Below are 24122 nucleotides of genomic sequence, written 5' to 3'. Positions count from 1 at the left end.
ACGCTGCGCGGCGGCGGCCTGGCTTGCCCGGTGAGTGACCAGCCGTGTGACCCCCGCCGCTTTGTCATACTCGGCGCGGCGCGACAGACCGGCATCGACGACCACCGCAACCCCGTCCAGCGTAAGCGAGGTTTCGGCGATAGCCGTGGCCAGAACAATTCGGCGTTGCCCGCCGGGATCGCGGCCAATGGCCGCGCGCTGGGCGGCAGGCTCGCATTGCCCGTGGAGCGGCAGGACCAGCGCACCGGGCAGGCGTTCGGCCAGCCGTTCGCGGGTGCGCTCAATCTCGCCCACTCCGGGCAGAAAGGCCAACAGATCGCCAGCTTCTTCTCGCCAGGCAGTCACGACTGCGGAAGCCATCGCTTCATCAATCCGCACCTCGGGCCGCGCGCCCAACCAACGGATCGTCAATGGCCAGCTCTTGCCGGCGCTTTCAATAACCGGAGCTTGGCCAAGCAGGGAAGCAAACCGCGACCCGTCGATCGTGGCGCTCATCACCAGCAAGCGCAGATCAGGACGCAAGACTGTCTGGCTTTCGATTGCGAGCGCCAGACCCAGATCGGAATCGAGGTGCCGTTCATGCGCTTCGTCGAAAAGCACAGCCGACACACCCGGAAGATCGGGATCAGCAAGAATCGTTGCCACGAAAATTGCCTCGGTCATCACCAAAATGCGCGTTCGCTTGGAACGCTTGCTGTCCAGCCGCGTTGCATAACCAATCGTCTCGCCCGGCGCTTCGCCACGCTGCTCGGCCATGCGTTCGGCTGCGGCGCGCGCGGCCACGCGCCTCGGCGAAAGGAGCAGTACCATGCCGCCGCACCATTCTTCTTCAAGCAACTGCGGAGCAACCGCAGTAGTCTTGCCCGCACCCGGCGGCGCGATCAGCACGGCGCCGTTGCTCTGCCTCAAGGCACCAAGCAGGTCAGCCATCACGGCTTGGATCGGCAGTTTGCTCATCGGCGCCGGGATAGCCTTTCCCCAGCGCCCATCAACCGTTTCGTAAGGGGTTCATGGCATCACCATGGATATGACAACGTTTCTTGCCGCCTTCGTCGATCTGTTGCTGAAATCGGCCATTGCCGCCTTCGTGCTCAACGAAGTCCGCGGTATCGTGCTGGCGGGGCCTGTGCTTTACGGAATGTACCAGGCAGGCGGAACGCTGATGGCGATCTGGCTCGGGTTCTGCTCACTGGCTGGCATCACCCTGTCGGTCGTGGTTCCGCTGTTTGTCGACAAGCGCTTCAGGATCCGTGAACGCCTGCGCGCCGCTGTCAAGCCGGCCTGATTTCCTAACCCATCGGGTACATGATCTCCTTCGACACCTTGTCGATGGCCTTTAACGTGTCCTTTTCCAACACTACGTCCCCGGCCGCCAGAATGTCGGCCAGCTGGCTGTAGGTGCTGACCCCGACAATGGTCGAGGCGACGAAATCATGCTGTTTGGACCAGGCGACCGCCATGGTCACTGGGCTTATGCCTGCTTTCTGGGCGATTGCCGCGAAACGCCCGGTGGAAGCGAGTGATTTTTCGTTCACGAACCGCCTGCCCATGGCAGAGTGCCGGCCTTCCATGTCAAGATATCGCGTAAACCGCGCGCCTTCGGGACGGGCGCCGTCGTTGTATTTGCCGGAAAGTACCCCGCCGCCGATTGGCGAATAGGGGATAAGGCTGACGCCTTCCTTCCGGCAAGCCTGGGCCAGTTCATCTTCGAACCGCCGGTTATTGAGGCTAAAATTGTTCTGGATCGTGTGATAGCGCGCCGTGCCCAGCCGTTCTGACGCGGCGATACTCTTCATCAGGCCCCAGCTTGTCTCGTTAGAGCAGCCCAGAACGCGGACCTTGCCTGCCCGGACGAGCTCGTCGAGCACTTCCATTGTCTCATCATAGGGCAAGTCATGGTCAGGCCAGTGAGTCTGGTAGAGGTCGATGTAATCGGTGCCCAGCTTGGTCAGGCTGGCTTCCACCGCAGTAATGATGTTGCGCCGATCCAGAGACGTCATGCCGCTGCGCAAGGGTGAGCGGAACCAGACATGGCTGGGGCCGGAAACCTTGGTTGCCAGAATGATTGCGTCGCGCGGCTTGGTCTTGAGCCAGCGGCCGACGATCTCTTCGGTGCGGCCGACCCATTTGGCATCGGGCGGAACCGGATATCCTTCGGCGGTGTCGTAGAAATCGATGCCCGCATCGAAGCAGGCATCCAGAATGCGGATGGCTTCCGCCTCGTCGGTTTGGCTGCCAAATGTCATCGTACCCATACAGATATCGGACACGACGATAGAGGATTTTCCCAGACGGCGGCGTTCCATTGCGGCGATGCTCCGATGCGATTGGTTGTCGTTCGCAACTGGAGTGGCGGCTTGGACTGGTCAGGTCAAGCCCGTGCGCCGAGGGTCCCGCTCGGAGACCAGGGGGTAAGGACCCTCGGCGGCTTGGGGTCTTCGCGATGCTGGGGGGCATCGGCGAAGCTGGTAAACCTTGTGCATGGTGCGCGGGCGTTCAGACCGCGACCAGTTCCTGACGGCGCTGCAATGCAGCCGGAGCCGATTGCGGACGATCACGGCGCCTTGCTGCGCGATCGGCAGACGACCACGCAACGCGCAGGCCGGATACGCCGGCACGGTCCATGGCGCGCTGCCATGAGTAAAACTCCTCAAGACTGAGGCTGTAGCGCGCCATCACTTCGTCCAGGGTCAGCAGACCGCCCTGAACCGCTGCCACCACCTGGGCCTTGCGGCTGGCCACCCAGCGAGTGGTGTTGGGCGGCGGCAGGCTGTCCCGGGTAAGGACTTCGCTTAGCGGCCCTATGATCCGGGCAGCGCGGGAGTTATGGTATTCAATCATCGTTCGGACCCTCGATTTTCTGGTCAAATCGTTGGCCCCCAAGCACACTGAATTTGTGGCCCAAGTGGTTAAAAGCGGGTAAATTTTTTCTGCATTCCACCGCGCGGACAAGCCATCTCACGCCGGGTTGAGTGTCACCGTCGACAAGCTGCGCTTGTACTACAGGTTTGGCGAATCAGGCCCTGCGGCTGACTGCAAACTCGGCCGCTTCGATCATTGCGGCATGGGCCTCGCTGTGCGGGAAGCCGGCAATCGCATCGATTGCCCGGCTGGCATAGTGACGGGCCCGTTCCCGCGTGGCGCTTACCGCGTCGTGGCGCGCGATCAGGCTGACCGCATGGGCCAGATCTTCGTCCCGGTTGCGATGCCCGCTTATCGCCTGGCGCCAGAATGTGCGTTCACTTTCGTCCCCGCGGGCATAGGCCAGGATCACGGGAAGCGTCATCTTGCCTTCGCGAAAATCGTCGCCCTGCCCTTTGCCCATTTCGCCGGCATCGGAATCGTAGTCCATCGCATCGTCGACAAGCTGGAATGCAACACCCAGATTGCGGCCATATGCGTCAAGCGCGCGCTCTTCTGCCTCGCCTTTCTCGGCCACCACGGCGGCGATTCGGGTCGCAGCAGCGAACAGCGCGGCAGTCTTGGCGCCGATGATCTTGAGGTAATGTTCCTCGCTGGTGTCAATCTGGCGCGCGGCGGTAAGCTGATCGACCTCGCCCTCGGAAATGATCGAACTCGCCCCTGACAGGATCTTGAGCACGCGCAGCGACCCATCCTCGACCATCAGTTCAAAGCTTCGCGTGAACAGGAAATCGCCGACCAGTACAGTGGCTGGATTGCCAAAGATCAGATTGGCCGCCGCCTTGCCCCGGCGCAGTTCCGAACCGTCAACCACATCGTCGTGCAGCAGCGTTGCCGTGTGTATGAACTCAACCGCTGCGGCGAGCTTGTGATGGCGCGTCCCGGTATAATCGCACAATGCCGCCCCGGCCAGCGTCAGCATCGGGCGCATCCGCTTGCCCCCGCCGGCAATAAGATGGCCTGCCAGCGCCGGTATCAAAGGAATCTCGCTTTGCATCCGTTCAAGGATGACCGCATTGACTGCGTTCATGCCAGACGCGGTCAGGGCCATTATCGGGGCCAGCGAAGGCGCACTATCACGCGGACGCAAGGGGACAATTTCGGCGCTCATTGCTGCAGGGCATTGCCCGCGCCGACGCGCCAAGGCAAGTGCAAAGCGGGCAATGGTCTTGCGCAAAAAGTCATGCTAGCGCAGCGATTATGTCCGAGCCCAAAACCGACCCGACGCTCGCCAGCTTTCGCGCCAGCATCGACAATATCGATGCCGCGCTGATCCACATCCTGGCCGAACGATTTCGCATCACCAAGGCTGTGGGCAGCTACAAGGCGGATCACGCCCTTCCTGCGTCGGATCCGGGACGTGAGGAACGGCAGATTGCCCGCCTGCGCAAACTGGCCGAGGATGCCCAGCTTGACCCCGAGTTTTCGGAGAAGTTCCTGCGCTTCATCATTCAGGAAGTGATCCGGCATCACGAGCAGGCTGCCGCCAAATAGGCGGTCAGGCCCGCACGCGCGGAAGGCGCAGTTTCACCAGCAGCCCGCCCAGATCCTCGCTTTCGTCCAGTGTCACCGATCCGCCATAGATTTCGGCAACATCGCGAACAATGGCCAGGCCCAGCCCGGTGCCGGGCTTGCCAGTGTCCAGCCGCGCGCCGCGATCAAAGATGCGGGTGCGTTCTTCTTCCGGAATGCCCTTCCCGTCATCTTCGACCCAAATTTCGCAAAATTGCAGTTCTTTGCCGGGATCGATGGTAACAAAAACACTGCCGCCGCCGTATTTTGCCGCATTCTCGATCAAGTTACCAAGGATCTCGTCCAGGTCCTGTCGTTCGATCGCCACCGCCGTCTCGCGATCACCGTCAAGGTCGAAGCGGGTCTGGTCGTAAAGCACGGTCACCGCGCGCAGGACTGCCTCGACACTTTCGCCCACGTTTGCCCTGGCCTGGCCGACTGCGCGGCGACCCACCGCACGCGCGCGGGCCAAATGATGATCCACCTGCCGGCGCATGACGGCTGCTTCGCGGATTACTGTATCGGACAAGTCCGGAGCTTTCGCGGTGGCTGCGTTCATCACCACCGTAAGCGGGGTTTTGAGCGCGTGAGCCAGATTTCCAGCGTGGGTCCGCGCCTCTTCCGCCTGTCTGACCGAATGAGCGAGCAAGCCGTTTAGCTCGTCTACCAGGGGTGCGACTTCCAGCGGCAAAGGCTCAGTCACCCGGTTTTCGCCGGTGGTTCGCATCCGCTGGATCGCCAGACGAACGCGGCGCAGCGGACCCAGCCCATACCACGTCTGCAGCGCTGCCATCAGCATCAGGCCCAGACCCAGAACAACGAAGCTCCACACAAGGATCGAGCGGGTGCGGCGGATCTGGTCGTCGAGTTCCTGTCGGCTTTCCGCGACAACAAAGGTCCAGCGCGTTTCGCTCCCGGGCAGGATAACGGAACGTTCGATGATACGCAGCGGCTCGCCCTTCAACGGTTCGGCATTGTAGGTGTGCGGCTGGGCGTCGAAATGATCGTTGCTGACCGACAGCGTGCGGTCCCATAGCGAACGTGACGGATAGTCATCGTGCCCAGCTCCGCTGATCTGGTAATAAAGTCCGCTGTTGGGTTCCAGAAATCGCTGGTCGCCCAGCGGACGGTTGAAATAGACCTCTCCGTCCGAACTGATTTCGGCCGAACCGACCATCGCGGTCAACATGTAGCCCAATTGGTTGTCGAAATTGCGCGTGACCAGATTGGCCAAAGTGCGGTCCAGCAGGATGCCTCCGCCCAGCAAAAGAACCGCAATCCACCCTGCCGCGATCAGCATCATCCGCCGCGAAAGCGAGCCGGTATGCGCCACTCCCGCACCAGACTGAGCGGGAAGTTCCTGCTCGCTCATCCAGCGGTCAGCCGCGCGGCAGCGCGGGATCGTCCAGGCTGTAGCCAAGTCCGCGGATGGTGGTAATCACATCGGCGCCCAGTTTTTTGCGGATGCGGGTCACAAACACCTCGATGGTGTTGGAATCGCGATCAAAATCCTGATCGTAGATATGCTCGATCAGCTCTGTGCGGCTGACGACCTTGCCCTTGTGGTGCAGCAGATAGGACAGGAGCTTGTATTCCTGCGCCGTCAGCTTGACCGGTTCGCCGTTCAGCGTAACCCGGCCAGACCGCGTATCAAGCCGCACATCGCCTGCGATCAGTTCGCTGCTGGTGTTACCCGAAGCCCGGCGGATCAGGGCGCGCAGCCGGGCAATCAGCTCTTCGGTCTGAAACGGCTTGGCCAGATAATCATCGGCGCCGGCATCAAGCCCGGCGACCTTGTCCGACCAGCTATCGCGTGCCGTAAGCACAAGGACCGGAAACTTTCGGCCTTCCTTGCGCCACATGCCCAGCACGGTCAGACCGTCAATCTCGGGCAAACCAAGATCAAGCACGACCGCATCATATTCTTCAGTAGCGCCGAGGAAGTGCCCGTCTTCTCCGTCAGTCGACAGGTCGACTGCATAGCCGGTGGCTTCAAGCGTCGATTTGAGCTGTTTGCCGAGGGTGGGTTCGTCCTCGACGATAAGGATGCGCATCGCAAAAAATCCCCTAAATGGTGCGCATCAAATGGGGACAATCCCCACGCCCGTCAAGCAAGCCGCCTAGCGCGACTGGCGCATAACTTCGCCAGTCCTCGCATCCACATCGATAAAGATTACGCGGCCCTGGCGAATAAACTTGAGCCGATAGGCCATGGCCGCCGGATCGTACTCCGGACCTAGGTATTGCGATCCGTTCATTGATGGCAGCACGCGCTGCTCGATCTCGCGCAGCGATCGCACATTGCCGGCGCGCAGTTCCTTGCGAGCCTGTCCCTGCTCTCCGCCAGGGCCGGCAAGGAGCGGCAGCGGAGACAAGAGCATCGCAAAGGCGGCAAGGATCGCAGGGGTCTTCATGATGCGGCGCTCTACCGACATGGCATTGAACGCGCCATGAATAGTTACACAGGCGAAAGTTCACCAATCAACGGATCATCTCGTACTTTACTGTCAGTTGGGCAGAGATTCCCACCAGGCCCGGCTGGATCGGAGTCGCTGTTTGCGAACTGACCGACGAAACGTTTACGGCACTTTCGCCCCTGAAATATCCGCCGCCCATGGTTTGGTACACTTCTGAAAGTTCAAGTAGCCTCACCGATTTGAAACCGGCATATCCGGCAAGTTCGCGTGCTCGCGCCTCGGCACTGGTGAAGGCGTTCTTGCGAGCCTGCGTGCGCGCTGCCGTATCATTGTCGAGCACAAAGTTGGGTCCACTGAAACTGTTGGCTCCAGCAGCTACCAAAGCGTCCAGTGCCGGGCCGATCTTGGCTATATCGCGAAGCTTCACCGTCACCTGATTATTTACGTCATAGCCCAGAAACGTGGGCTGGCGGCCTTCATTGCTGTTGTTGTAGCTATAAAGCGGATTGAGCGAGAAGCTGTTAGTCTGGATGTCACTGGCGGCAACACCCAGCTGCTTCAGGCGGTTGATGATCTGGTCCATGCGTACGGCGTTCAGGCGCGCGGCTTCGTTGGCTCCCATTGCCCGCGTAGTCACCCCTGCTGACACGGTGGCGGCGTCGGGCTTGGCGTTGACGTTGTCGCTGACAGTAAGCTCAACCACCGGCCCTGCCGAAGCGATCTGGATTTCCGCAGCGGCAGTGGGGAAAGCAAAGGCAGCGACTGCAATTGCTGCGACGGCGGCATAGCGCTTCATTTTCAAACTCCTGAACCAATCCGGCCTGCTCAGGTAACGAGGGGCCCAGCGCCTTGTTCCGGTCAGGTGCCGCGCAGACGTTCGATATACCGCCGCCGAATATCCGCAGTGACTGCGCCGGGACCGCCATTGCCAATGGGCTGCCCATCAACTTCGATCACCGGCACGACCAGAGTTCCTGCGCCTGAAATGAACGCCTCGCGCGCAGATAACAATTCGGCCGGCTTGAAGGGCCGTTCCTCCACCGCAAGGCCAAGCTCCCGGGCAATTTCGATAACGCTGATTCGCGTCACGCCGGGCAATACGCCGTGATCGACCGGGTGCGATACCAGCACCCCGCGTGCGTCGATGATGTGGGCGTTGGAACTGGTCGCTTCGGTGATATTGCCGTTCTCGACCAGCCAGGCGTCGTCCACCCCGGCTTCGCGCGCCTCGGCCTTCATCATCACGGCATAAAGCAGCTGTGTGGTCTTGGCCGAGCGGAGCTGCCAGCGCAAATCAGGCCGCAGCACTACCCGTTGTCCTTGCTCCGCCTGAGAATTGGCCAGCAGACTATCGGCCTGGGTGAAGGCAAAGCGCGTGGCCGGGACCGCCGGGTCGGGCAAAGGAAACGCCCGGTCATCCGGCGCTCCACCCGTCACTTGCAGATAGATGCGCCCTTCGTTCAGCCCGTTGCGCGCGATCAATTCGTCCAGCACAACTGGCCAGTCGGTCTGGTCCTCAATCCTGGCCAGCGCCTTGGATCGCTCCAGCCGCGCCTGATGATGCGGCCAGTTGCAGAAGTGGCCGTCGATTACCGGAGTCACTTCGTAAATCGATTGCCCGAAATTGAGCCCGCGGTCGAAGATCGATACCCGAGCTTCGGTTTCGGGCAAGAACTCACCATTCAGCCAGACTGTTCGCATCCGCACCTCTTCCCCCGCGCGCCCGGCCTTGTCAACGCGGGGGCAAGCCCCTAGGCCGCGCGGCACTATGGCCGCCGCACCGATCCTCTCTTGGGAACACATGAGCCTGCACCAGGGATCGGGCTGGCTGTTCCGCGATCTGGACCTGCACATCGCCCCCCGTGACCGGTTGGCCCTGATCGGCCGCAACGGCGCGGGCAAGACCACCATGCTCAAGCTGGTTTCGGGCGAGATCGAGGCCGACAAGGGCACTCGCTCGATCCAGCCAGGCACCCGGATCGTCATGCTGGAACAGGACCCGTTCTTTACCGGATATGCCACGCTGATGGACTTTGCCTTGAACGGCAAGGACGCCCCGCCCCGCCATGCGATCGAGGCAATCGCCGGACAATTGGGCATCGATATGAGCCGCGATGCCGAAAGCGCTAGCGGGGGCGAACGGCGCCGCGCCGCGCTGGCCCGGGCCCTTGCCAGCGAACCGGACCTGCTGCTGCTGGACGAGCCTACCAACCACCTGGACCTTGCCGCGATCGACTGGCTGGAAGGCTGGCTGCAACGCTATAACGGCGCTTTCATGGTGATCAGCCATGACCGAACGTTTCTGGAAAGGCTGACCAAAGCGACCGTCTGGCTCGACCGGGGATCGCTGCGCCGCAAGGACATCGGCTTTGGCGGCTATGAAGCGTGGATGGAACAGATCTACGCCGAGGATGCGCGCGCCGCCGACAAGCTGGACGCCAAGCTGAAGATCGAAGCGCACTGGCTGGAACGCGGCGTTACCGCACGGCGGAAACGCAACCAGGGGCGGCTTGAAAAGCTGTGGGAAATGCGCGCTACCCGCGCAGCGATGCTGGGTCCGCAGGGCGCGGCCAAGATGAAGCTGGCGGTTGATGATGTAAAAACAAAGGCTGTCATCACCGCAGACAAGGTAACCAAGCGGTTCGGTGAACGCACGATCATCAAGGACTTTTCGCTGCGCATCCAGCGCGGTGACCGGATCGGCCTGGTCGGCGCCAACGGTTCGGGCAAAACCACCCTGCTGCGTATGCTGACCGGAGAACTGGAGCCCGATAGCGGCAGCGTTGCTCTGGCCAAGACGCTGCACGGCGTGATGATCGACCAGCAGCGCAGTGTGCTAAGCCCCGAAAAACGGGTGCGCGATGTGCTCGCCGAAGGTGGTGACTGGATCGACGTGCGCGGCGTGCGAAAGCATATCCAGGGCTATCTCAAGGATTTCCTGTTCGACCCCGGCTTGGTGGATGCCCGGGTCGGGACGCTTTCGGGCGGCGAACAATCACGCCTGTTGCTCGCGCGCGAGTTTGCCCGGCGATCAAATCTGCTGGTTCTGGACGAGCCGACCAACGACCTCGACCTGGAAACGCTCGACCTCTTGCAGGAAGTGATCGCCGATTATGACGGCACCGTCCTGATCGTCAGCCACGACCGCGACTTTCTGGACCGCACTGTCACGGTTACCCTGGGCCTTGACGGCAGCGGCAAGGTCGATGTGGTGGCGGGCGGCTATGCCGACTGGGAAAGGCAGCGAACGCAGCGGGCCGCAGCGATCAGAAAACCGCCTAACCCCTACCCGGCGCCGGCTGAGCTTGCCGATGGCCGGACTGAGACAGCACCCAAAAAGGCCAAACTTACCTACAAGGATCAGCGCGACTACGAAATCCTCCCAGCCCGGATCGAGGAAATTGCAGCCCAGATCGCCCGCGATGAGAGTGCACTGTCCGATCCCGCGCTCTACACCCGCGATCCGGCCAGGTTTGCATCGCTGACTAACGCGATCGAATTAGCCCGCGCCGAGAAGGACGCGGCGGAGGAACGGTGGCTGGAACTGGCGGAACTGGTCGAAGGCTGAGTCGTCATACGATCCGATAAAAACCTGCCACCCGGTCCAGCGCCAGCTTGAGCACCAGCTTGCCGCTGCGCACCGGCCAGGCAAGCGCCTTTTCCGCATCCGGCAAAGTCTCCCCCGCACAAACCACGCGCCACAGCACGTCGGACAGCCCCGGCCCCGCCGCCGCAACCGCACCGTCAAACCGCGCTCGCGCAGCGATCTGGCGTTCGGTTGCATTGAGCAAGCCGCCAGCAGGACCGCCCTGCACCCGGACCGGATCCCAGCGCATGGTCAAACCCGGCACCATCTGCGCCGCTTCGTAATCGCGGCGCAGGGCCTCCCCCGCTGCAAGCTGCGGATCGCTGAGATGGCCGCGGGAATGGAGCCAGGTCAGCGGGCTTTCGGCAAGATTGACCGTCACCCTGCGCCCGCCTTTTACCGGCGCACCGCGACCGGGCCCTAAGGGCGTCATTATGCGGTCCACCAAATGCCTTTTCATACAAACTCCCGTTCTGATAACCAAGCGCGGCACTTGCCAAATTGGACGCTTTGTAGGAAAGCGGAAAAACCAAATCGGTTCGTAAAGGCCAAATCATGATCAACCGCATTCGCGATATCCGCCGTGAAATGGGCCTTACTTTAGCTGATGTCGCCGCCCGCTGCGCTCCGCCAACCACAGCGCAGACGATCGGCCGTCTGGAGACTGGCACCCGGCAATTGTCGCTTACCTGGATGAACCGTATTGCCGCCGCACTGACGGTCGATCCTGAACTGCTGCTTCGCGGAGAAGCGGCCCCCCATCCCAGATATGTCGCCCGGCTGACTGCTGACGGGGCGGAAGCGCTGGCCGCACCGCGCGATGCAATTCTGCCTACCGCGCTGGCCGGAGACGGCGATTTGCTGGCGCTGGCTATCGAAAGCCCGGCAGGGCAGTACCGCGTCGGCGATCAGGTCTGGCTACGCCGCGTCGACCCGGCCGACTTTGCGCGGCTGCTTAACCGGGATGTGCTGGCACCGCGATCGGGCGGGCGCTTTGCCTTTGGCCGCATGATCGACCGCGATGCCAGCCGCGTCGCGATCCTTCCGCCTGATCCCGGCCAGCGCCAGGTGGTGGTGGAAAACCCAGCCTGGCTGGCCGTGGCGGAAATGCTGGTGCGCGCACTGTGAGGCGCTTGCGGGTCCTCTCGCTTTCCACGCTTTATCCAAACGACCTTACCCCCAATTTCGGGGTTTTCGTGGAACGGCAGATGCAGGCGGTCGCCAAGCGCGGCGATGTTGACCTGGTGATGGTCAACCCGCTGGGCATACCGCCCTTTCCGCTATCGCTGCACCCACGATATCAGGCGCTCGCGCGGCTTTCCGGCAGCGAGGAACGCGGCGGTGTGAAGGTGCTGCGCCCCCACTTCCGCCTGATCCCCAGCATTGGCGCCCACCGCAACGCGCGGGCTGAAGCGCGCGCTGTGCTGCCGCTGGCCAAGCGCTTGCATACACATGAGCCTTTCGATGTCATCGACGCGCAGTTCTTCTATCCCGACGGGCCCGCGGCGGTTGCTACCGGCAAGGCGCTGGGCCGGCCCGTTTCGATCAAGGCGCGCGGGGCCGATATTCATCATTGGGGCAGCGCACCGGCCACGCGCAAACAGGTTTTGGAAGCTGGCCGGGCGGCCGATGGATTGCTTGCCGTATCGCTGGGCTTGATCGAGGATATGGCAGCGCTGGGCATGCCGCGTGAGCGGATTTCGGTGCACCGCACCGGCCTTAACGCTGACCTGTTTCGCCCTTATGATCGCCGCTTATGCCGTGATCAGCTGGGGCTGCCTCGCGATGCGGTGGTGCTGGCCACGGTCGGCGCGCTCATCGCGCGCAAGGGGCAGCGATTTGCGATTGAGGCGCTTGCCGACCTTCCTGGCGCGATTTTGCTGCTAGCGGGAGCAGGGGAGGATGAGAACGCGCTGCGCAGCCAGGCTGAGCGGCTGGGCCTGTCCGATCGCGTGCGCTTTCTTGGTGCGGTGCCGCACGCGGAACTCCCCGCGGTGCTGAACGCGGCGAACGTCTTCGTGCTGCCGACGGCCAGCGAAGGATTGGCAAATGCCTGGGTTGAGGCGCTGGCCTGCGGAACCCCGGTCGTCACGACGCCGATTGCCGGCGCGCAGGAATTGCTGACCGACCCCGCCTGGGGCCGCATGGTGCCCCGCGATGCGAAAGCGATCGCTCTTGCAGTTCGCGAGATGTTGTTTGCCCGCCCTTCACCGGAAAGCGTAAGCGCCGCAATTTCCGCGTTCAGCTGGGATGCCAATGCAGCCGCACTGGTCGCGCACTGGCAGCGGCTGGCGCGGCGCGACTAGCCCCGCTCGCGCGCCAGGCGCTCCTGCTTGTCCAGCGCGCTTTCGGCCGGAACGAAGCTGGACGAATTGACCTTGAGCCAGATCAGGATCGGCGCGGCCATGTAAATCGAACTGTAGGTGCCCACGAAGATCCCCAGAGTGATCGCCGCAGTAAACCCGAAAATCACGTTGGGGCCAAGCAGCAGCAACGCGAACAGCGTGATCAGCACCGAAAGCGATGTAACGATTGTCCGGCTGAGCGTTTCGTTGACCGAAAGGTCAAGCATTTCAGGAAGCGGCATCCGGCGATACTTGCGCAGGTTTTCGCGGATACGGTCATAGACCACGATCGTATCGTTAAGCGAATAGCCCATCAGAGTAAGCACGGCGGCGACGATGTTAAGGTCAAACTCCAACTGGGTCAGTGCGAACATGCCCAGCGTCAGCGTTACATCGTGGAACAGCGCAAACAGCGCGCCCACCCCGAACTGCCATTCAAAGCGCACCCAGATATAGATCGAGATCGCCAGCATTGCCGACAGGAGTGCCTTGATCCCAGTCTTGAACAATTCGTCCGACACCTTGCCCGAAACCGAATCGACGCCGTCGAGCCGGACATCGGGGTGCCTTGATTTGATATCGGCGACGATCCGCTTGGACATGGCAGCAGCCAATGACGCATCCTTTTCCCCGCCTTCAGGCAAGTGCATCCGGATCGAGATTTCGTTAGGCTTGCCGAACTGCTGAATGGTCGGTTCGCCATAACCCAGCTTGCCAACTTCTTCACGCAGTTGACCAACCGGTGCGGCGGCGCTGTTGACGAAGGTTACGCGGATCATTTGCCCACCGACAAAATCAACGCCCAGATTAAGGCCGCGAGTAACCACCAGGGTAATCGATGCCGCAATCAGTAACAGGCTGATCACATAAAACGGCACCCGCCAGCGCAGGAAACGGATATTGGTGTTGTCAGGGACGAGCTTCAAGAGTTTCATCGGGTTCGTTCCTTACAGCACCAGCTCGGTCGGGCGCGATTTGCGCAGCCAGCCAGCCACCCACATCCGGGTCAGCGTCACTGCAGTAAAGACTGAGGTTGCGATCCCGATGATCAGCACGATGGCAAAGCCCTTGACCGGGCCGGATCCGATCAGGAACATCAGCGTGGCGGCAATAACATTGGTGATGTTTCCGTCAAAAATGGCGCTGCGGGCTTCGGAATAGCCAAACTCCACCGCTTGGGTAACCTTGCGCCCCCTCGCCCTTTCTTCGCGGATGCGTTCGTTGATCAGCACGTTGGCGTCCACCGCAGCGCCAATGGTCAGCACGAACCCGGCAATGCCTGGAAGCGTCAGCGTTGTGCCAATCAGCGCCATGATGCCCAGGATCATCAGCGTATTGATGATCAGGGCAAGGCAAGTGTAGATGCCAAAACGGCCGTAAGTGACCAGCATGAACAGCATCAGCGTCACCGTGCCCACGGCAAAGGCGATCATACCTTTCTCAATTGAATCTGCACCCAGGTCCGGCCCGACGGTCCGTTCCTCGACCACTTTGAGGTCTACCGGCAGTGCACCGGACCGCAGCGCGATGGCCAGTTGGTTGGCACTCTCGGTCGTGAAGCTGCCCGAAATGCGCGCGGTGCCGCCAATGATTGGTTCGTTGATGTTTGGCGCTGATATCACCTTGCCATCGAGGACGATCGCAAACGGCTTACCCACGTTTTCCGTCGTCAGCTTGGCAAACTTGGCTCCGCCTTGCTGGTCGAAATCGATCGTCACGATCGGCTGGTTGTTCTGTTGATCGTTGCCGGGCTTCGCGTCGATCAGCTGATCCCCCTTGATCCCGCCCAAACGCTTGACCGCCAGCGGCGTTGCGCCGTCCTTGGCCGGATTGGCGAAATAGACGATTTCATCGCCCGGAGGGACAATTCCTTGCGCAAGGTCACTGGGCAAAGCGGTCGTATCGACCAGTTTGAACTCAAGCTTTGCCGTCTTGCCCAGCAGATCCTTGAGCGCCGCCGGATCCTTCAGACCTGGAACCTGAACCACGATGCGGTCATTACCTTGCCGGATGATGGTCGGCTCGCGCGTGCCGAGCGCGTCGATGCGCTTGCGCACGACTTCGGTCGCGGTTTCCATCGCCTTGGTCACGGCCAGATCCAACCCGGCCTGGGTCGGGGTCATGACGATGCGGTTGCCATCGATTACCTGCAAGTCCCAGTCGCGCTGACCGGTCAGCCCTGCTCCTGCGGTCAATGTCTGCAGTTGTTCGCGCGCGGCATCGATCTGGGCGGGATTGGCAAGCATGAAGCTGACCGAACCATCCTTGGTCGATATGTCACCGATCTCTATCCGCTGATCAGCTTGCTTGAGGCGGTTGCGGACCTGCTCTTCCATCGATTCGAGCCGCTGGCGTCGCACCTGGTCCGTGCTCGCTTCGAGCAGCAAGTGGCTACCTCCGGCAAGATCGAGACCCAAATTGATCTTGGGATTGGGCAGCACGGCAGGCCAAGCCAGCCCGGCAACCGAAAATACCGAGGGTAGCGCAGCAACCGCGCAGACCAAGGTGATGAACCAAAGCCAGATCTGCTTCCAACGGGGAAAATCGAGCATGCGTGTCGCTTTCGCTTCGGGACCCTGCGGGTCAGTCGTTAGCGGGCTTGCCGCCGGTCGGCGGGACGACATCGGCGATGGTCGAACGCAGCGCCTTGACCTTCACGTTCGGTGCCAGCTCCAGGTCGACGTAATGTTCATCGACCTTGATAATCTTCCCCAGCAGGCCGCCAGCGGTCAAAACCTGGTCGCCTTTTTTCAGACCGCCGATCTTGCCCTGCAGTTCCTTCTGCCGCTTCATTTGCGGGCGCAGGATCAGGAACCAGAAGATCACGAGCATGCCTACCAGCGGCAGGAAGCTGACCCATCCAGGAGGCGAACCGGCCGCAGTGGCCGAGGCTGACAGTGCGAATGTGGAAGCAGTCATAATGGTCCGAAACTGGCCTTTTGAACGGTTGGGCCCGGCGGTGCCGGACGCGATGGCGCGCGCCTAGCAGCAATGGTTGGTGATGGCAACGCGCCGCCCCTTCTCTTCCCCGCCGGGGACATGGAGATGGCGTTCCAGGAAGCTGCTTCAAGACGGGCAGCAGACGCGCGCACCCGCTTGCCAAGACCGACTACCATGCCTATAGGCGCGCTTCCCCGATCCCGCCACGCGCGGGATCCACGGAACCGGTCGGGACGTAGCGCAGCCTGGTAGCGCATCACACTGGGGGTGTGGGGGTCGGAGGTTCGAATCCTCTCGTCCCGACCAATTTTTTTTGCAGGCATTAGCAATCCGGCCGCCCTTGCCGCACGGGTGCGTCAGGTCCTGTCAGCGGCAGGGCATGCACGCGCGAACGTGTAACGGATGAAGCTGCTGCACGGCTTGCTGATCGTGTGCTGTATTGCGCTTTCACAGCCCGTCCTTGCCGCGCCAGATCGGCGCAGCCGGAATGCCAGCGTGGCCGAGTTTTCGAAAATGGCCCGGATCAGCCCGGGAGGCCGCTATGCCAGCTTCCCGCAACCGATGTTCGTCATCGACCGCGCAGCAAACGAGGGGCCAACGTTACATTTCGTCAATTCGCGCCGGTTTCTTTAATCATATCGACTTCGTCCAGCGCACTTACCTGTCTACCCAACCGACCGAAGCTTTAGAGGACGCCAACTCTTCAAAGGACAATCACCGGTTCGCGTTCGGCCCGGTCGTCCGCTATTCCGGGCTGGACCGCTATGGGGTGGAGTTTTGGGAGGGGGATGTGCTGAACGGCAACCTTCTGCGCTCAACGTGCGCGCTGATCGGCCCCGCTTTTCCCGCTCAGCCGGCTTTCAAAGCAAATTGCGCAGCGCAATTGATGCTGGTCCAAGCCCTTAAGCATCTGCCGAAAATCGATGCCAGGCGCGGCCTGGGCATCCGCATGGTGAAGGCAAAGCGCAGGACATCGAATGGCTGCTGATGGCGGAGGCAATCTACATCATCAAATCATGCCCATACCTGCGCGGCAACTGACCGGGCATTTTCCTACATGGCGTAATTTCGTTATCTGGCCTGCTCCCTTCACCCCGGAGTTTTTCCACTATGCCCATTCTCGAAGCGCTCATCGGCCCGATTGCCGCGATCATCGACAAGGTGATCCCTGACAAGGCTGCCCGCGACAAGGCCAAGCTCGAACTGCTGCACCTGCAGGGCACGCAAGATCTGGCTGAAATCAACGCCCGCCTGTCTGCCATCGTGGCCGAGGCCAATTCGCATGATCCCTGGACGAGCCGGGCGCGTCCCAGTTTTCTTTATGTCATCTATATTCTGCTGCTGTGGGCCTTGCCGATGGGCATTCTGGCCGCCTTTGCGCCGCAACGCGCCTTGGCCATCGCCAGCGGCATGAACGCTTACCTTTCAGGCCTTCCCGAGCCGCTGTATGCCCTGTTCGGGACCGGTTACCTTGGCTATACTGCGGCCCGCCAATGGGGCAAGATTGCCGGAAGCGACAAGTAAGCTGTTCAAGGCTGCGCAGGCCTAGTTGCTTTCGCGTAACGATTTTGTCTTAATGCGGCGGAGCGGCGCATTCTGTCGCACAGACTTTAAGAACCGGGACGGAGTAGCACCGTGAAACGCCTATGCACCGCAGCCACTCTTGCCTTTTCTTGCGCCGCGCTGGCTGCATGCAGCGGCGATGCGCCCGATGATCAGGCCAGCGCTGCGCCGGACACCGCTGCATCAGCCAGTGCGAGTGCCAGTTCCTCCTCGTCCGACAACATGGCAGTGGCCGGGCCGGGCGGCATCAGCGGCAACGTCACTAAAAGCAGCAGTTCCCCTGCTGCCGCCGACAATGCCGAACAGGAAGTGCAAACCGACGAGAACGGAAACCCGATCCCCGCCGGACCGCCCCAGGCCACCGAAGAAGACGTCCGCCGCGCGCTTGAACAAGCCCAATCACGGTAAGGCGTTTGCGGCAAAGCGGCGCTGGGCTAAGGCGCCGCTATTGACCCCTGCCCGACGGTGACCTGATCCATGGCCGAAAAGACGATCTATGTCCTTAACGGACCCAATCTCAACATGCTGGGCACCCGCCAGCCCGAGATTTACGGCACAGACACTCTCGATGACATAGCCGAGCGGCTGACAGTGCAAGGCGCCGCGCTGGGCTTTGCAATCGACCTGCGCCAATCCAATCACGAAGGACATCTGGTCGACTGGCTGCACGAAGCCCATTTCGAAGGGGTGCACGCCGTGCTGCTTAATGCCGGGGCCTATACCCACACATCGATCGCGCTCCACGATGCAATCAAATCGATCACGGTGCCGGTAATAGAAGTACACCTGTCCGATCCCGAAACGCGCGAACCGTTCCGCCATGTGTCCTATGTCGGCATGGCGGCGACCGATTGCGTCAAGGGCCTTGGCGCCGACAGCTACCGCGTTGCGCTGGAAAAGGCCGCGGCGCTCTAGCGTCGGGTGCGTGTGGACAGGGCGGCATAGCCCCTTGTCAGGGCGGCTGCCCCCGCGCATAGGCGATGAACGACAGCAATCACGAGGATCGCATGAGCGACGCAAAGAGCGCCGACCGCACCACCAGCGGCATGAACATCGACAGCGGCCTGGTTCGGGAACTTGCCGAACTGCTGGCTGAAACCGGCCTTACCGAGATCGAGGTTGAAGACGGCGACCGCAAGATCAAGGTCGCGCGCCAGCCTGCCCCGGTTGCGGCCGTGCAGCACATGATGCCCGCGCCTGCGGCGCCACTGATTGCCGCCCCCGCTGCCGCCGCGGCTGCCGTCGCCTCCGTTCCGGCCGATGATCCGAACGCCGTGAAATCGCCAATGGTCGGCACCTGCTATCTTTCGGCCGAGCCGGGCGCTGCCGCTTTCGTGGCCGTTGGGCAATCGGTCAAGGAAGGTGAAACGCTGCTGATCATCGAGGCGATGAAAGTGATGAACCCGATCACCGCACCCAAGGCAGGAACGATCAAGGCGATCTTGGTGGATAACGCGCAGCCGGTCGAATATGACCAGCCGCTGGTCGTGATCGGCTAGGCCCTTTTCATGGCAATATCCCGGATCCTGATCGCCAACCGCGGCGAGATCGCGCTGCGCATTCACCGCGCCGCCCATGAGATGGGCATCGAGACGATCGCGGTTCATTCCACTGCCGATGCTGATGCCATGCATGTGCGGCTGGCCGATCACGCAGTGTGCATCGGCCCTCCGGCAGCCAAGGACAGCTACCTCAACACCGCAGCGATAATTTCGGCCGCCGAAATTGCCCATGCCGACGCGATCCACCCAGGTTATGGCTTCCTGTCCGAAAACGCCCAGTTCGCCGAGATTGTCGAAGCCCACGGGATCACCTGGATCGGGCCCAAGCCCGAACATATCCGCACCATGGGCGACAAGATCGAGGCTAAGCGCACTGCAGGCGCGCTTGGCCTGCCTCTGGTTCCGGGATCGGACGGCGCGGTAAGCGATATCGATGAAGCCAAGGCAATCGCCGAAGCGGCGGGTTATCCGGTGATCATCAAGGCCGCATCGGGCGGCGGCGGGCGCGGGATGAAAGTCTGCAACGGACCGGACGAGCTCGAGACGCTGATCCAGCAAGCCGGGTCCGAGGCCAAGGCCGCGTTCGGCGATGCCACCGTCTACATCGAAAAATACCTCGGTAATCCTCGCCATATCGAGTTTCAGATTTTTGGAGACGGCAACGGCGAGGCGATCCATCTGGGCGAACGCGATTGCTCGCTTCAGCGCCGCCATCAAAAGGTGCTGGAAGAGGCCCCCTCGCCTGTCATCAGCCCGGCAGAGCGCGACCGCATGGGCGGCATCGTTGCCAAGGCGATGGCCGACATGGCCTATCGCGGCGCGGGAACAATCGAGTTCCTGTGGGAAAACGGCGCGTTCTATTTCATCGAAATGAACACCCGCCTGCAGGTCGAACACCCCGTGACCGAAGCAATCACCGGGGTCGATCTGGTGCGCGAACAGATCCGCATTGCCGATGGCAAGCCGCTGTCGGTGCGCCAGGAAGATATCGAGTTCAAGGGCCACGCGATCGAGTGCCGGATCAATGCCGAAGATCCCTGGACGTTTGCCCCTTCACCCGGCCTGGTCAGCAATTATCACGCCGCCGGGGGCATGCACGTCCGCGTCGATTCAGGCCTTTATGCAGGATACAAGATCCCGCCCTATTACGATTCCATGATCGCCAAGCTCATCGTTTCTGGCCGCAGCCGTGAAGGCTGCATCATGCGCCTGAAACGCGCGCTGGAAGAAATGGTAATTGGCGGGGTCAAGACCTCAATCCCGCTGCACCAGGCGCTGATGAACGAACCCGACTTCATCCACGGCGATTATACGATCAAGTGGCTGGAGGAGTGGTTGGCGGGGCGGGCTACGTAATCGCAAATGGCTTACGACCGATACCAAAGCAGCACTTCAAAAGGAACCAGGTGGGGTTGTGTAATCGCGGCCTTTACCGGGATTCCGCTGTTCTTCGTTTGAACTTTAGTCGATGCCCTAGGTGATTGCGATCCAGACCTTCCGTGTAAGAAGGGCTTTTGGTTGATGGCTGCGCTACCGACAGCCTTCGTTGCCGCTTCAGTTGGTTTGGCAATTCGATGGCTTATCAATCGCCGCTGACCCGACAATCGTTGCAAGCAAAAGTTCCTCTCCTTTTTTGCGAAGCACAAAAGGGGAGGTGGCACGGCCAAAGGCCGTGACGGAGGGGTACCTACTCCAACGGCACTCCAGGCATCTGCTTGGCCGTCCGGATCGTCAGGCTGGTCTTCACGCTTGCCACATTCGGCGCCGGGGTCAGCTTGCTGGTCAGGAATTCCTGGAAGCTTTGCAAGTCCTTGCTGACGATCTTGAGGATGAAATCGATCTCGCCATTCAGCATATGACATTCGCGCACTTCGGGCAGGTCGCGCATCGCTTCTTCGAACTGGCGCAGCGAATCCTCGGCCTGGCTCTTGAGGCTAACCATGGCGAAGACGGTTATGGCAAAACCCAGTTTCGAGGAATCGAGATCGGCGTGGTAGCCGCGGATGACGCCGGATTCTTCCAGTGCACGGACGCGGCGCAGGCACGGCGGCGCGGTCAGCCCGACGCGGTTGGCCAGTTCCACATTGGTGACGCGGCCTTCGTCCTGCAATTCGGCCAGCAAGCGTCGGTCGATCGTATCGAGATTTGCCATGCAACCCACCCCTTGGCGCCTGTCCCGGACCACCCCCTCGACGCCCCGGGCTTGTAATCATTGATCCGCAACAATCACAGGTGAGACCCTGCCGTGTGCTAATATTATTATTTCATATCGCAATTGTCCCGCTTTGCAACGCTGCATTTGCTGCCAGTACAGCTTGGGGACAAGTTTGCTATGTATCATGGGCGCGTCCGTCTTTTAGCTATAGGAGCGGGCGCCAGCACCGGAGATTGAATGCATTTCGATGATCGCCTCGGAACCGTTTTGCGCCTTCGGGCGGACGGCCCGGCGGTGCGCCGGATTCAGTTCCGGCAATTGCTCGATTTGCTGGGGACCATGCCCAGCGACGCGCGCGGAGCGCAGATCGATTGCGCGTTTTCGCGTTTGGCACAGCTGGCCGCGACAATTCCTGCGGCCGACCGCGCCGCGATGGTTCGTGACCAGGGGCTGCGGCTGCGTTCGCCGCGTCTGGTTGCCAGTCTTGTCGGTGACGAGTCGCAGATCGCTGCCGCCGCGGTCGACCGCGCAGAGTTGAGCGAAAACGAATGGCTTGATCTGATCCCGGCCCTGCCCATTGGCGCGCGCGGCCATGTTCGCCGCCGCCGCGATCTGGGCCTTGCGGTCGAGGCACACCTTGCCCGGCTGGGCATTCGCGAGCGCGGTCTGCCTCCTGCCGTGCCTGCGGTTGCGGCCGGCGAAGCCGCGCAGCCTCCTTCGTCCGTCGCGGCCGACGATGGCCCTGAACCGGCGCAGACAAACGTTGCACCGTTCGTCTCTCCTGCTCGTGCCTCGATTCCAGCAAACGAAGACGGCATCGGCGCAATCGTCCGCAAGATCGAGGCCTATCGCCGCTCGCGCCAGGAAGCAGACGCCGCGCTGTCCGTCGATGCGCCGCGGTTGCCGCTGGACGAAGATCCGATCCTGCACGCCCCTGCGCATGTTCGTGCGTTTGACTTTGCCACCGATGCTGCCGGACGGATCAGTTGGTCTGACCCTGGCACTGCGCCGATGATGATCGGGCAGGCGCTGGCCTCGCTTACCGCGTCCCCGCCTTCTGCCCTGCGCGATGCCTTGCGCGGCCGTCAGCCGCTTCGCGCCGTGCGCGTACGGATGGAAGGGGCACGCGCCATAGCCGGCGATTGGCAGATCGATGCCACTCCCTGGTTCGACCCTTTGACCGGGCGGCACCTGGGCTGGCGCGGTCGGATGCGGCGCCCGGTTTCGGCGCCGTCCAGCCCGGCTGCCGCTTTGCCGACTAAGCCTGACAGCCAATCTGATCGCATCCGCCAGATGCTGCATGAGCTGCGCACCCCGGTGAACGCAATCCAGGGGTTTGCCGAAGTCATCCAGCAGCAGCTGTTCGGCCCCACCCCGCATGAATACCGCGCCCTGGCCGCGACGATAGCGGGGGATGCCGCGCGCATGCTGGCCGCGTTCGAGGAACTGGAGCGGCTGGCCAAACTGGACAGCGACGCGCTCGATCTTGAACCGGGCGAAACCGATCTTGCCGGCGTGGTCGAGGCGACCGTTGGGCAACTGGCGGCACACACCCGTCAGCGCGGCAGCGGATTTGCGCTCAAGATCAGCGGAACTGTGCCCGCGGTGCCTTTGGCCCAGATCGAGGTTGAACGGATCGTGTGGCGGCTGCTTGCAACCCTTGCAGGAGTGTCCGGCCCCGGCGAAGTGCTCAAGCTCAAACTGCAACCCCGCGGATCGGCTATCAGGGTCGATGTCAGCCTACCGGCGGTCCTGGCCGCGCGCGATGACAAGGCGCTGTTCGAAACTTCGGCGGGTTCGGTTCCGCAAGTAATCGCGGCCGGGGTATTCGGCGTGGGGTTTGCCCTGCGCCTGGTTGCGGCAGAGGCCAAGGCCGCCGGCGGGCAGCTTGTCCACAAGGGCGATCGTCTTCGGCTGGTCCTGCCGGGGTTGACCGCAGCGCCATCGCCCCATAGCGATAAGGACGCTGGCGGTCAGGGCTCAGATGACAAGGTCAGCGCGGCGGGGAAATAGACAAAGGACGGTTTCATTGTGGCGGGTATCCGCATCACTGATCCCCCGGCACCGGGGAGTGCCGTTCAATTTGCGCCTGATTTCGGCCAGCGGTTCATCCTGACGGTAGATACCGAGGAAGAATTTGACTGGGACAAGCCGATCGACCGATCCGGCCACACGGTCCACACCATCGCCCGGCTGGCACGCTTTCAGGAGTTTTGCGAAGGCGCCGGGATCTGCCCGATCTATCTGGTCGATTATCCGATCGCCTCATCGCCCGCAGCAGCTGAAATCCTGCGTCCGGCCCTGGCCGCTGGCCGTGCAGAAATTGGGGTGCAGTTGCATCCCTGGGTCAGCCCGCCGCACAGCGAAGACGTGACCGAATACAACAGCTTTGCTGGTAATCTTCCAGCGGATCTTGAACGGGAAAAGTTTACCCGGCTACGCGAGACTATTGCCAAGGCGTTCGGCACGGCGCCGCTGATCTATCGGGCGGGACGTTATGGCGTTGGGCCCAACACGGCACAAATGCTGGCAGATGGCGGGATAGCGATCGACACATCGGTGCGTTCCAACTTTGACTACAGCTTTGCCGGGGGGCCCAATTTTCGCCGATTGCCGCTTTTTCCGTGGTGGATCGATGCCGACCGGCGCTTGATGGAGCTGCCGCTGACCACGGTCTATTCCGGCCTGCTGCGCCAGATCGGTGATTGGCTTTACCCGCGGCTGTGGCGGACACCGCCGCTGCGCGGTGTGCTGTCGCGGCTTGGGGTGATGGAGCGTATTCCCCTGACTCCGGAAGGTGTCACGCTGGCCGAAGCGCTGCGCGGGATCGATATCGCGCTCGACATGGGCCTGCCGGTGCTGGTCTTCTCGTTCCACAGTCCATCATTGGCTCCGGGCTATACCCCCTATGTCCGCAGCGAGGATGATCTGGACGCTTTGTACGATTGGTGGCGCGGAGTTTTCACACACCTTCAGCGCCGCCGGATCGCTCCTGCCAGCGTCGGTGAAATCATGACCGCAGTAGCCCTTGCCTAATCACCCGACAGCGGCTAACCCGCGCGGCGTCCGACCGGGCCTGGGTGACCGAGCCTGATCCGGCTTGGGCCTGTAGCTCAGTTGGTTAGAGCTGGCCGCTCATAACGGCTAGGTCGCGGGTTCGAGTCCTGCCGGGCCCACCAC

At 61.8% G+C, this 24122-nt stretch carries 27 protein-coding genes and 2 tRNA genes; 15 read left to right on the top strand and 14 right to left on the bottom strand.

From position 1 onward, the window contains the following. Positions 1-957, bottom strand: a 957-nt coding sequence (locus Q0L62_RS11440; protein WP_296679873.1) for a DEAD/DEAH box helicase, incomplete at its 3' end; no start/stop codon positions are given. A gap of 64 nt (positions 958-1021) precedes the next feature. Between Q0L62_RS11440 and Q0L62_RS11435 the strand changes: the two genes are divergently transcribed. After that, positions 1022-1285, top strand: coding sequence for a hypothetical protein (locus Q0L62_RS11435; RefSeq protein ID WP_296679871.1), 264 nt, complete (start codon positions 1022-1024; stop codon positions 1283-1285). A gap of 4 nt (positions 1286-1289) precedes the next feature. Here Q0L62_RS11435 and Q0L62_RS11430 read toward each other — a convergent pair whose 3' ends face one another. The 3 genes from Q0L62_RS11430 to Q0L62_RS11420 all read right to left on the bottom strand — a co-directional run bounded on the left by Q0L62_RS11430 (position 1290) and on the right by Q0L62_RS11420 (position 4033). Beyond that, positions 1290-2306: an aldo/keto reductase gene (locus tag Q0L62_RS11430; RefSeq protein ID WP_296679869.1), complete on the bottom strand. Its 1017-nt coding sequence runs from the start codon at positions 2304-2306 to the stop codon at positions 1290-1292. 190 nt (positions 2307-2496) lie between these two features. Beyond that, positions 2497-2841, bottom strand: coding sequence for a DUF1153 domain-containing protein (locus Q0L62_RS11425; protein WP_296679867.1), 345 nt, complete (start codon positions 2839-2841; stop codon positions 2497-2499). Positions 2842-3016: 175 nt separating this feature from the next. Then, complete coding sequence (locus Q0L62_RS11420) at positions 3017-4033, bottom strand: polyprenyl synthetase family protein (protein WP_296679865.1); 1017 nt, start codon at positions 4031-4033, stop codon at positions 3017-3019. A gap of 89 nt (positions 4034-4122) precedes the next feature. On the opposite strand from Q0L62_RS11420, the gene Q0L62_RS11415 reads away from it, so the two are divergent. Further along, complete coding sequence (locus Q0L62_RS11415) at positions 4123-4416, top strand: chorismate mutase (RefSeq protein WP_296679862.1); 294 nt, start codon at positions 4123-4125, stop codon at positions 4414-4416. Positions 4417-4420: 4 nt separating this feature from the next. On the opposite strand, the gene Q0L62_RS11410 is transcribed toward Q0L62_RS11415, so the two are convergent. The 5 genes from Q0L62_RS11410 to Q0L62_RS11390 form a co-directional block, all read right to left on the bottom strand. Continuing rightward, the gene (locus tag Q0L62_RS11410) at positions 4421-5806 is read right to left on the bottom strand and encodes an ATP-binding protein (protein ID WP_296679859.1); all 1386 of its coding nucleotides are present in this window, start codon (positions 5804-5806) and stop codon (positions 4421-4423) included. 7 nt (positions 5807-5813) lie between these two features. Continuing rightward, positions 5814-6488, bottom strand: a complete 675-nt coding sequence (locus tag Q0L62_RS11405) for a response regulator transcription factor (protein ID WP_296679858.1) — start codon at positions 6486-6488, stop codon at positions 5814-5816. A 66-nt stretch (positions 6489-6554) separates the two neighbouring features. Continuing rightward, on the bottom strand, positions 6555-6869 hold the full coding sequence (locus Q0L62_RS11400) for a hypothetical protein (RefSeq protein WP_296679856.1): 315 nt from the start codon (positions 6867-6869) through the stop codon (positions 6555-6557). 46 nt (positions 6870-6915) lie between these two features. Continuing rightward, positions 6916-7647 (bottom strand): SIMPL domain-containing protein, encoded by a 732-nt coding sequence (locus Q0L62_RS11395; protein WP_296679854.1) that lies wholly within the window; start codon positions 7645-7647, stop codon positions 6916-6918. A 62-nt stretch (positions 7648-7709) separates the two neighbouring features. Further along, a complete protein-coding gene (locus Q0L62_RS11390) occupies positions 7710-8552 on the bottom strand; it encodes an aminotransferase class IV (RefSeq protein ID WP_296679851.1) in 843 nt (280 codons plus the stop codon). 67 nt (positions 8553-8619) lie between these two features. Here Q0L62_RS11390 and Q0L62_RS11385 point away from each other — a divergent pair, with 67 nt between their 5' ends. Then, complete coding sequence (locus Q0L62_RS11385; RefSeq protein ID WP_296679849.1) at positions 8620-10419, top strand: ABC-F family ATP-binding cassette domain-containing protein; 1800 nt, start codon at positions 8620-8622, stop codon at positions 10417-10419. 4 nt (positions 10420-10423) lie between these two features. On the opposite strand, the gene Q0L62_RS11380 is transcribed toward Q0L62_RS11385, so the two are convergent. After that, positions 10424-10897, bottom strand: coding sequence for a DUF6456 domain-containing protein (locus Q0L62_RS11380; RefSeq protein ID WP_296679848.1), 474 nt, complete (start codon positions 10895-10897; stop codon positions 10424-10426). 95 nt (positions 10898-10992) lie between these two features. On the opposite strand from Q0L62_RS11380, the gene Q0L62_RS11375 reads away from it, so the two are divergent. Then, positions 10993-11565 (top strand): helix-turn-helix transcriptional regulator, encoded by a 573-nt coding sequence (locus tag Q0L62_RS11375; protein ID WP_296679846.1) that lies wholly within the window; start codon positions 10993-10995, stop codon positions 11563-11565. A 68-nt stretch (positions 11566-11633) separates the two neighbouring features. Further along, positions 11634-12743 (top strand): glycosyltransferase, encoded by a 1110-nt coding sequence (locus Q0L62_RS11370; protein WP_296679844.1) that lies wholly within the window; start codon positions 11634-11636, stop codon positions 12741-12743. Here Q0L62_RS11370 and secF read toward each other — a convergent pair. The 3 genes from secF to yajC are packed head-to-tail and all read right to left on the bottom strand — an operon-like array spanning position 12740 to position 15701. Then, on the bottom strand, positions 12740-13717 hold the full coding sequence (gene secF / locus Q0L62_RS11365) for a protein translocase subunit SecF (protein WP_296679842.1): 978 nt from the start codon (positions 13715-13717) through the stop codon (positions 12740-12742). The two genes, Q0L62_RS11370 and secF, sit on opposite strands and share 4 nt — an antisense overlap. Before the next feature lie 12 nt (positions 13718-13729). Then, positions 13730-15334 (bottom strand): protein translocase subunit SecD, encoded by a 1605-nt coding sequence (gene secD, locus Q0L62_RS11360; RefSeq protein ID WP_296679840.1) that lies wholly within the window; start codon positions 15332-15334, stop codon positions 13730-13732. Between the two features lie 31 nt (positions 15335-15365). Beyond that, positions 15366-15701: a preprotein translocase subunit YajC gene (gene yajC, locus Q0L62_RS11355; RefSeq protein ID WP_296679838.1), complete on the bottom strand. Its 336-nt coding sequence runs from the start codon at positions 15699-15701 to the stop codon at positions 15366-15368. A 250-nt stretch (positions 15702-15951) separates the two neighbouring features. Here yajC and Q0L62_RS11350 point away from each other — a divergent pair. The 7 genes from Q0L62_RS11350 to accC all read left to right on the top strand — a co-directional run bounded on the left by Q0L62_RS11350 (position 15952) and on the right by accC (position 20143). After that, positions 15952-16028, top strand: a tRNA-Pro gene (locus tag Q0L62_RS11350). 154 nt (positions 16029-16182) lie between these two features. Continuing rightward, positions 16183-16710, top strand: a complete 528-nt coding sequence (locus Q0L62_RS11345; protein ID WP_296679837.1) for a hypothetical protein — start codon at positions 16183-16185, stop codon at positions 16708-16710. A 122-nt stretch (positions 16711-16832) separates the two neighbouring features. Continuing rightward, a complete protein-coding gene (locus tag Q0L62_RS11340) occupies positions 16833-17246 on the top strand; it encodes a holin family protein (RefSeq protein WP_296679835.1) in 414 nt (137 codons plus the stop codon). A 111-nt stretch (positions 17247-17357) separates the two neighbouring features. Continuing rightward, positions 17358-17693, top strand: coding sequence for a hypothetical protein (locus Q0L62_RS11335; protein ID WP_296679833.1), 336 nt, complete (start codon positions 17358-17360; stop codon positions 17691-17693). Positions 17694-17762: 69 nt separating this feature from the next. Continuing rightward, a complete protein-coding gene (locus tag Q0L62_RS11330) occupies positions 17763-18200 on the top strand; it encodes a type II 3-dehydroquinate dehydratase (RefSeq protein ID WP_296679831.1) in 438 nt (145 codons plus the stop codon). Between the two features lie 131 nt (positions 18201-18331). After that, positions 18332-18784 carry an acetyl-CoA carboxylase biotin carboxyl carrier protein gene (gene accB, locus Q0L62_RS11325; protein ID WP_296679876.1) on the top strand — a complete coding sequence of 151 codons (453 nt, stop codon included), beginning with the start codon at positions 18332-18334 and terminating at the stop codon, positions 18782-18784. A 9-nt stretch (positions 18785-18793) separates the two neighbouring features. Next, entirely contained in the window at positions 18794-20143 is a 1350-nt protein-coding gene (gene accC / locus Q0L62_RS11320; RefSeq protein ID WP_296679828.1) for an acetyl-CoA carboxylase biotin carboxylase subunit, read from the top strand. A gap of 331 nt (positions 20144-20474) precedes the next feature. Here the strand turns inward: accC and Q0L62_RS11315 are convergent, their stop codons facing one another. Next, on the bottom strand, positions 20475-20939 hold the full coding sequence (locus Q0L62_RS11315) for an Lrp/AsnC family transcriptional regulator (protein WP_296679826.1): 465 nt from the start codon (positions 20937-20939) through the stop codon (positions 20475-20477). 240 nt (positions 20940-21179) lie between these two features. Between Q0L62_RS11315 and Q0L62_RS11310 the strand changes: the two genes are divergently transcribed. The 3 genes from Q0L62_RS11310 (at position 21180) to Q0L62_RS11300 (ending at position 24121) form a co-directional block, all read left to right on the top strand. Further along, positions 21180-22955, top strand: coding sequence for a histidine kinase dimerization/phospho-acceptor domain-containing protein (locus tag Q0L62_RS11310; RefSeq protein WP_296679824.1), 1776 nt, complete (start codon positions 21180-21182; stop codon positions 22953-22955). A gap of 27 nt (positions 22956-22982) precedes the next feature. Further along, the gene (locus Q0L62_RS11305) at positions 22983-23978 is read left to right on the top strand and encodes a polysaccharide deacetylase family protein (RefSeq protein ID WP_296679874.1); all 996 of its coding nucleotides are present in this window, start codon (positions 22983-22985) and stop codon (positions 23976-23978) included. Between the two features lie 66 nt (positions 23979-24044). Continuing rightward, positions 24045-24121: transfer RNA gene (locus Q0L62_RS11300), tRNA-Ile, on the top strand. Position 24122 lies beyond the last annotated feature (1 nt).

The organism is Novosphingobium sp., assembly GCF_024642085.1.
Classification (GTDB): Bacteria; Pseudomonadota; Alphaproteobacteria; order Sphingomonadales; family Sphingomonadaceae; genus Novosphingobium.
Note: the sequence above shows the minus strand (reverse complement) of the source record. Positions and strands in the feature narration are given on the sequence as shown.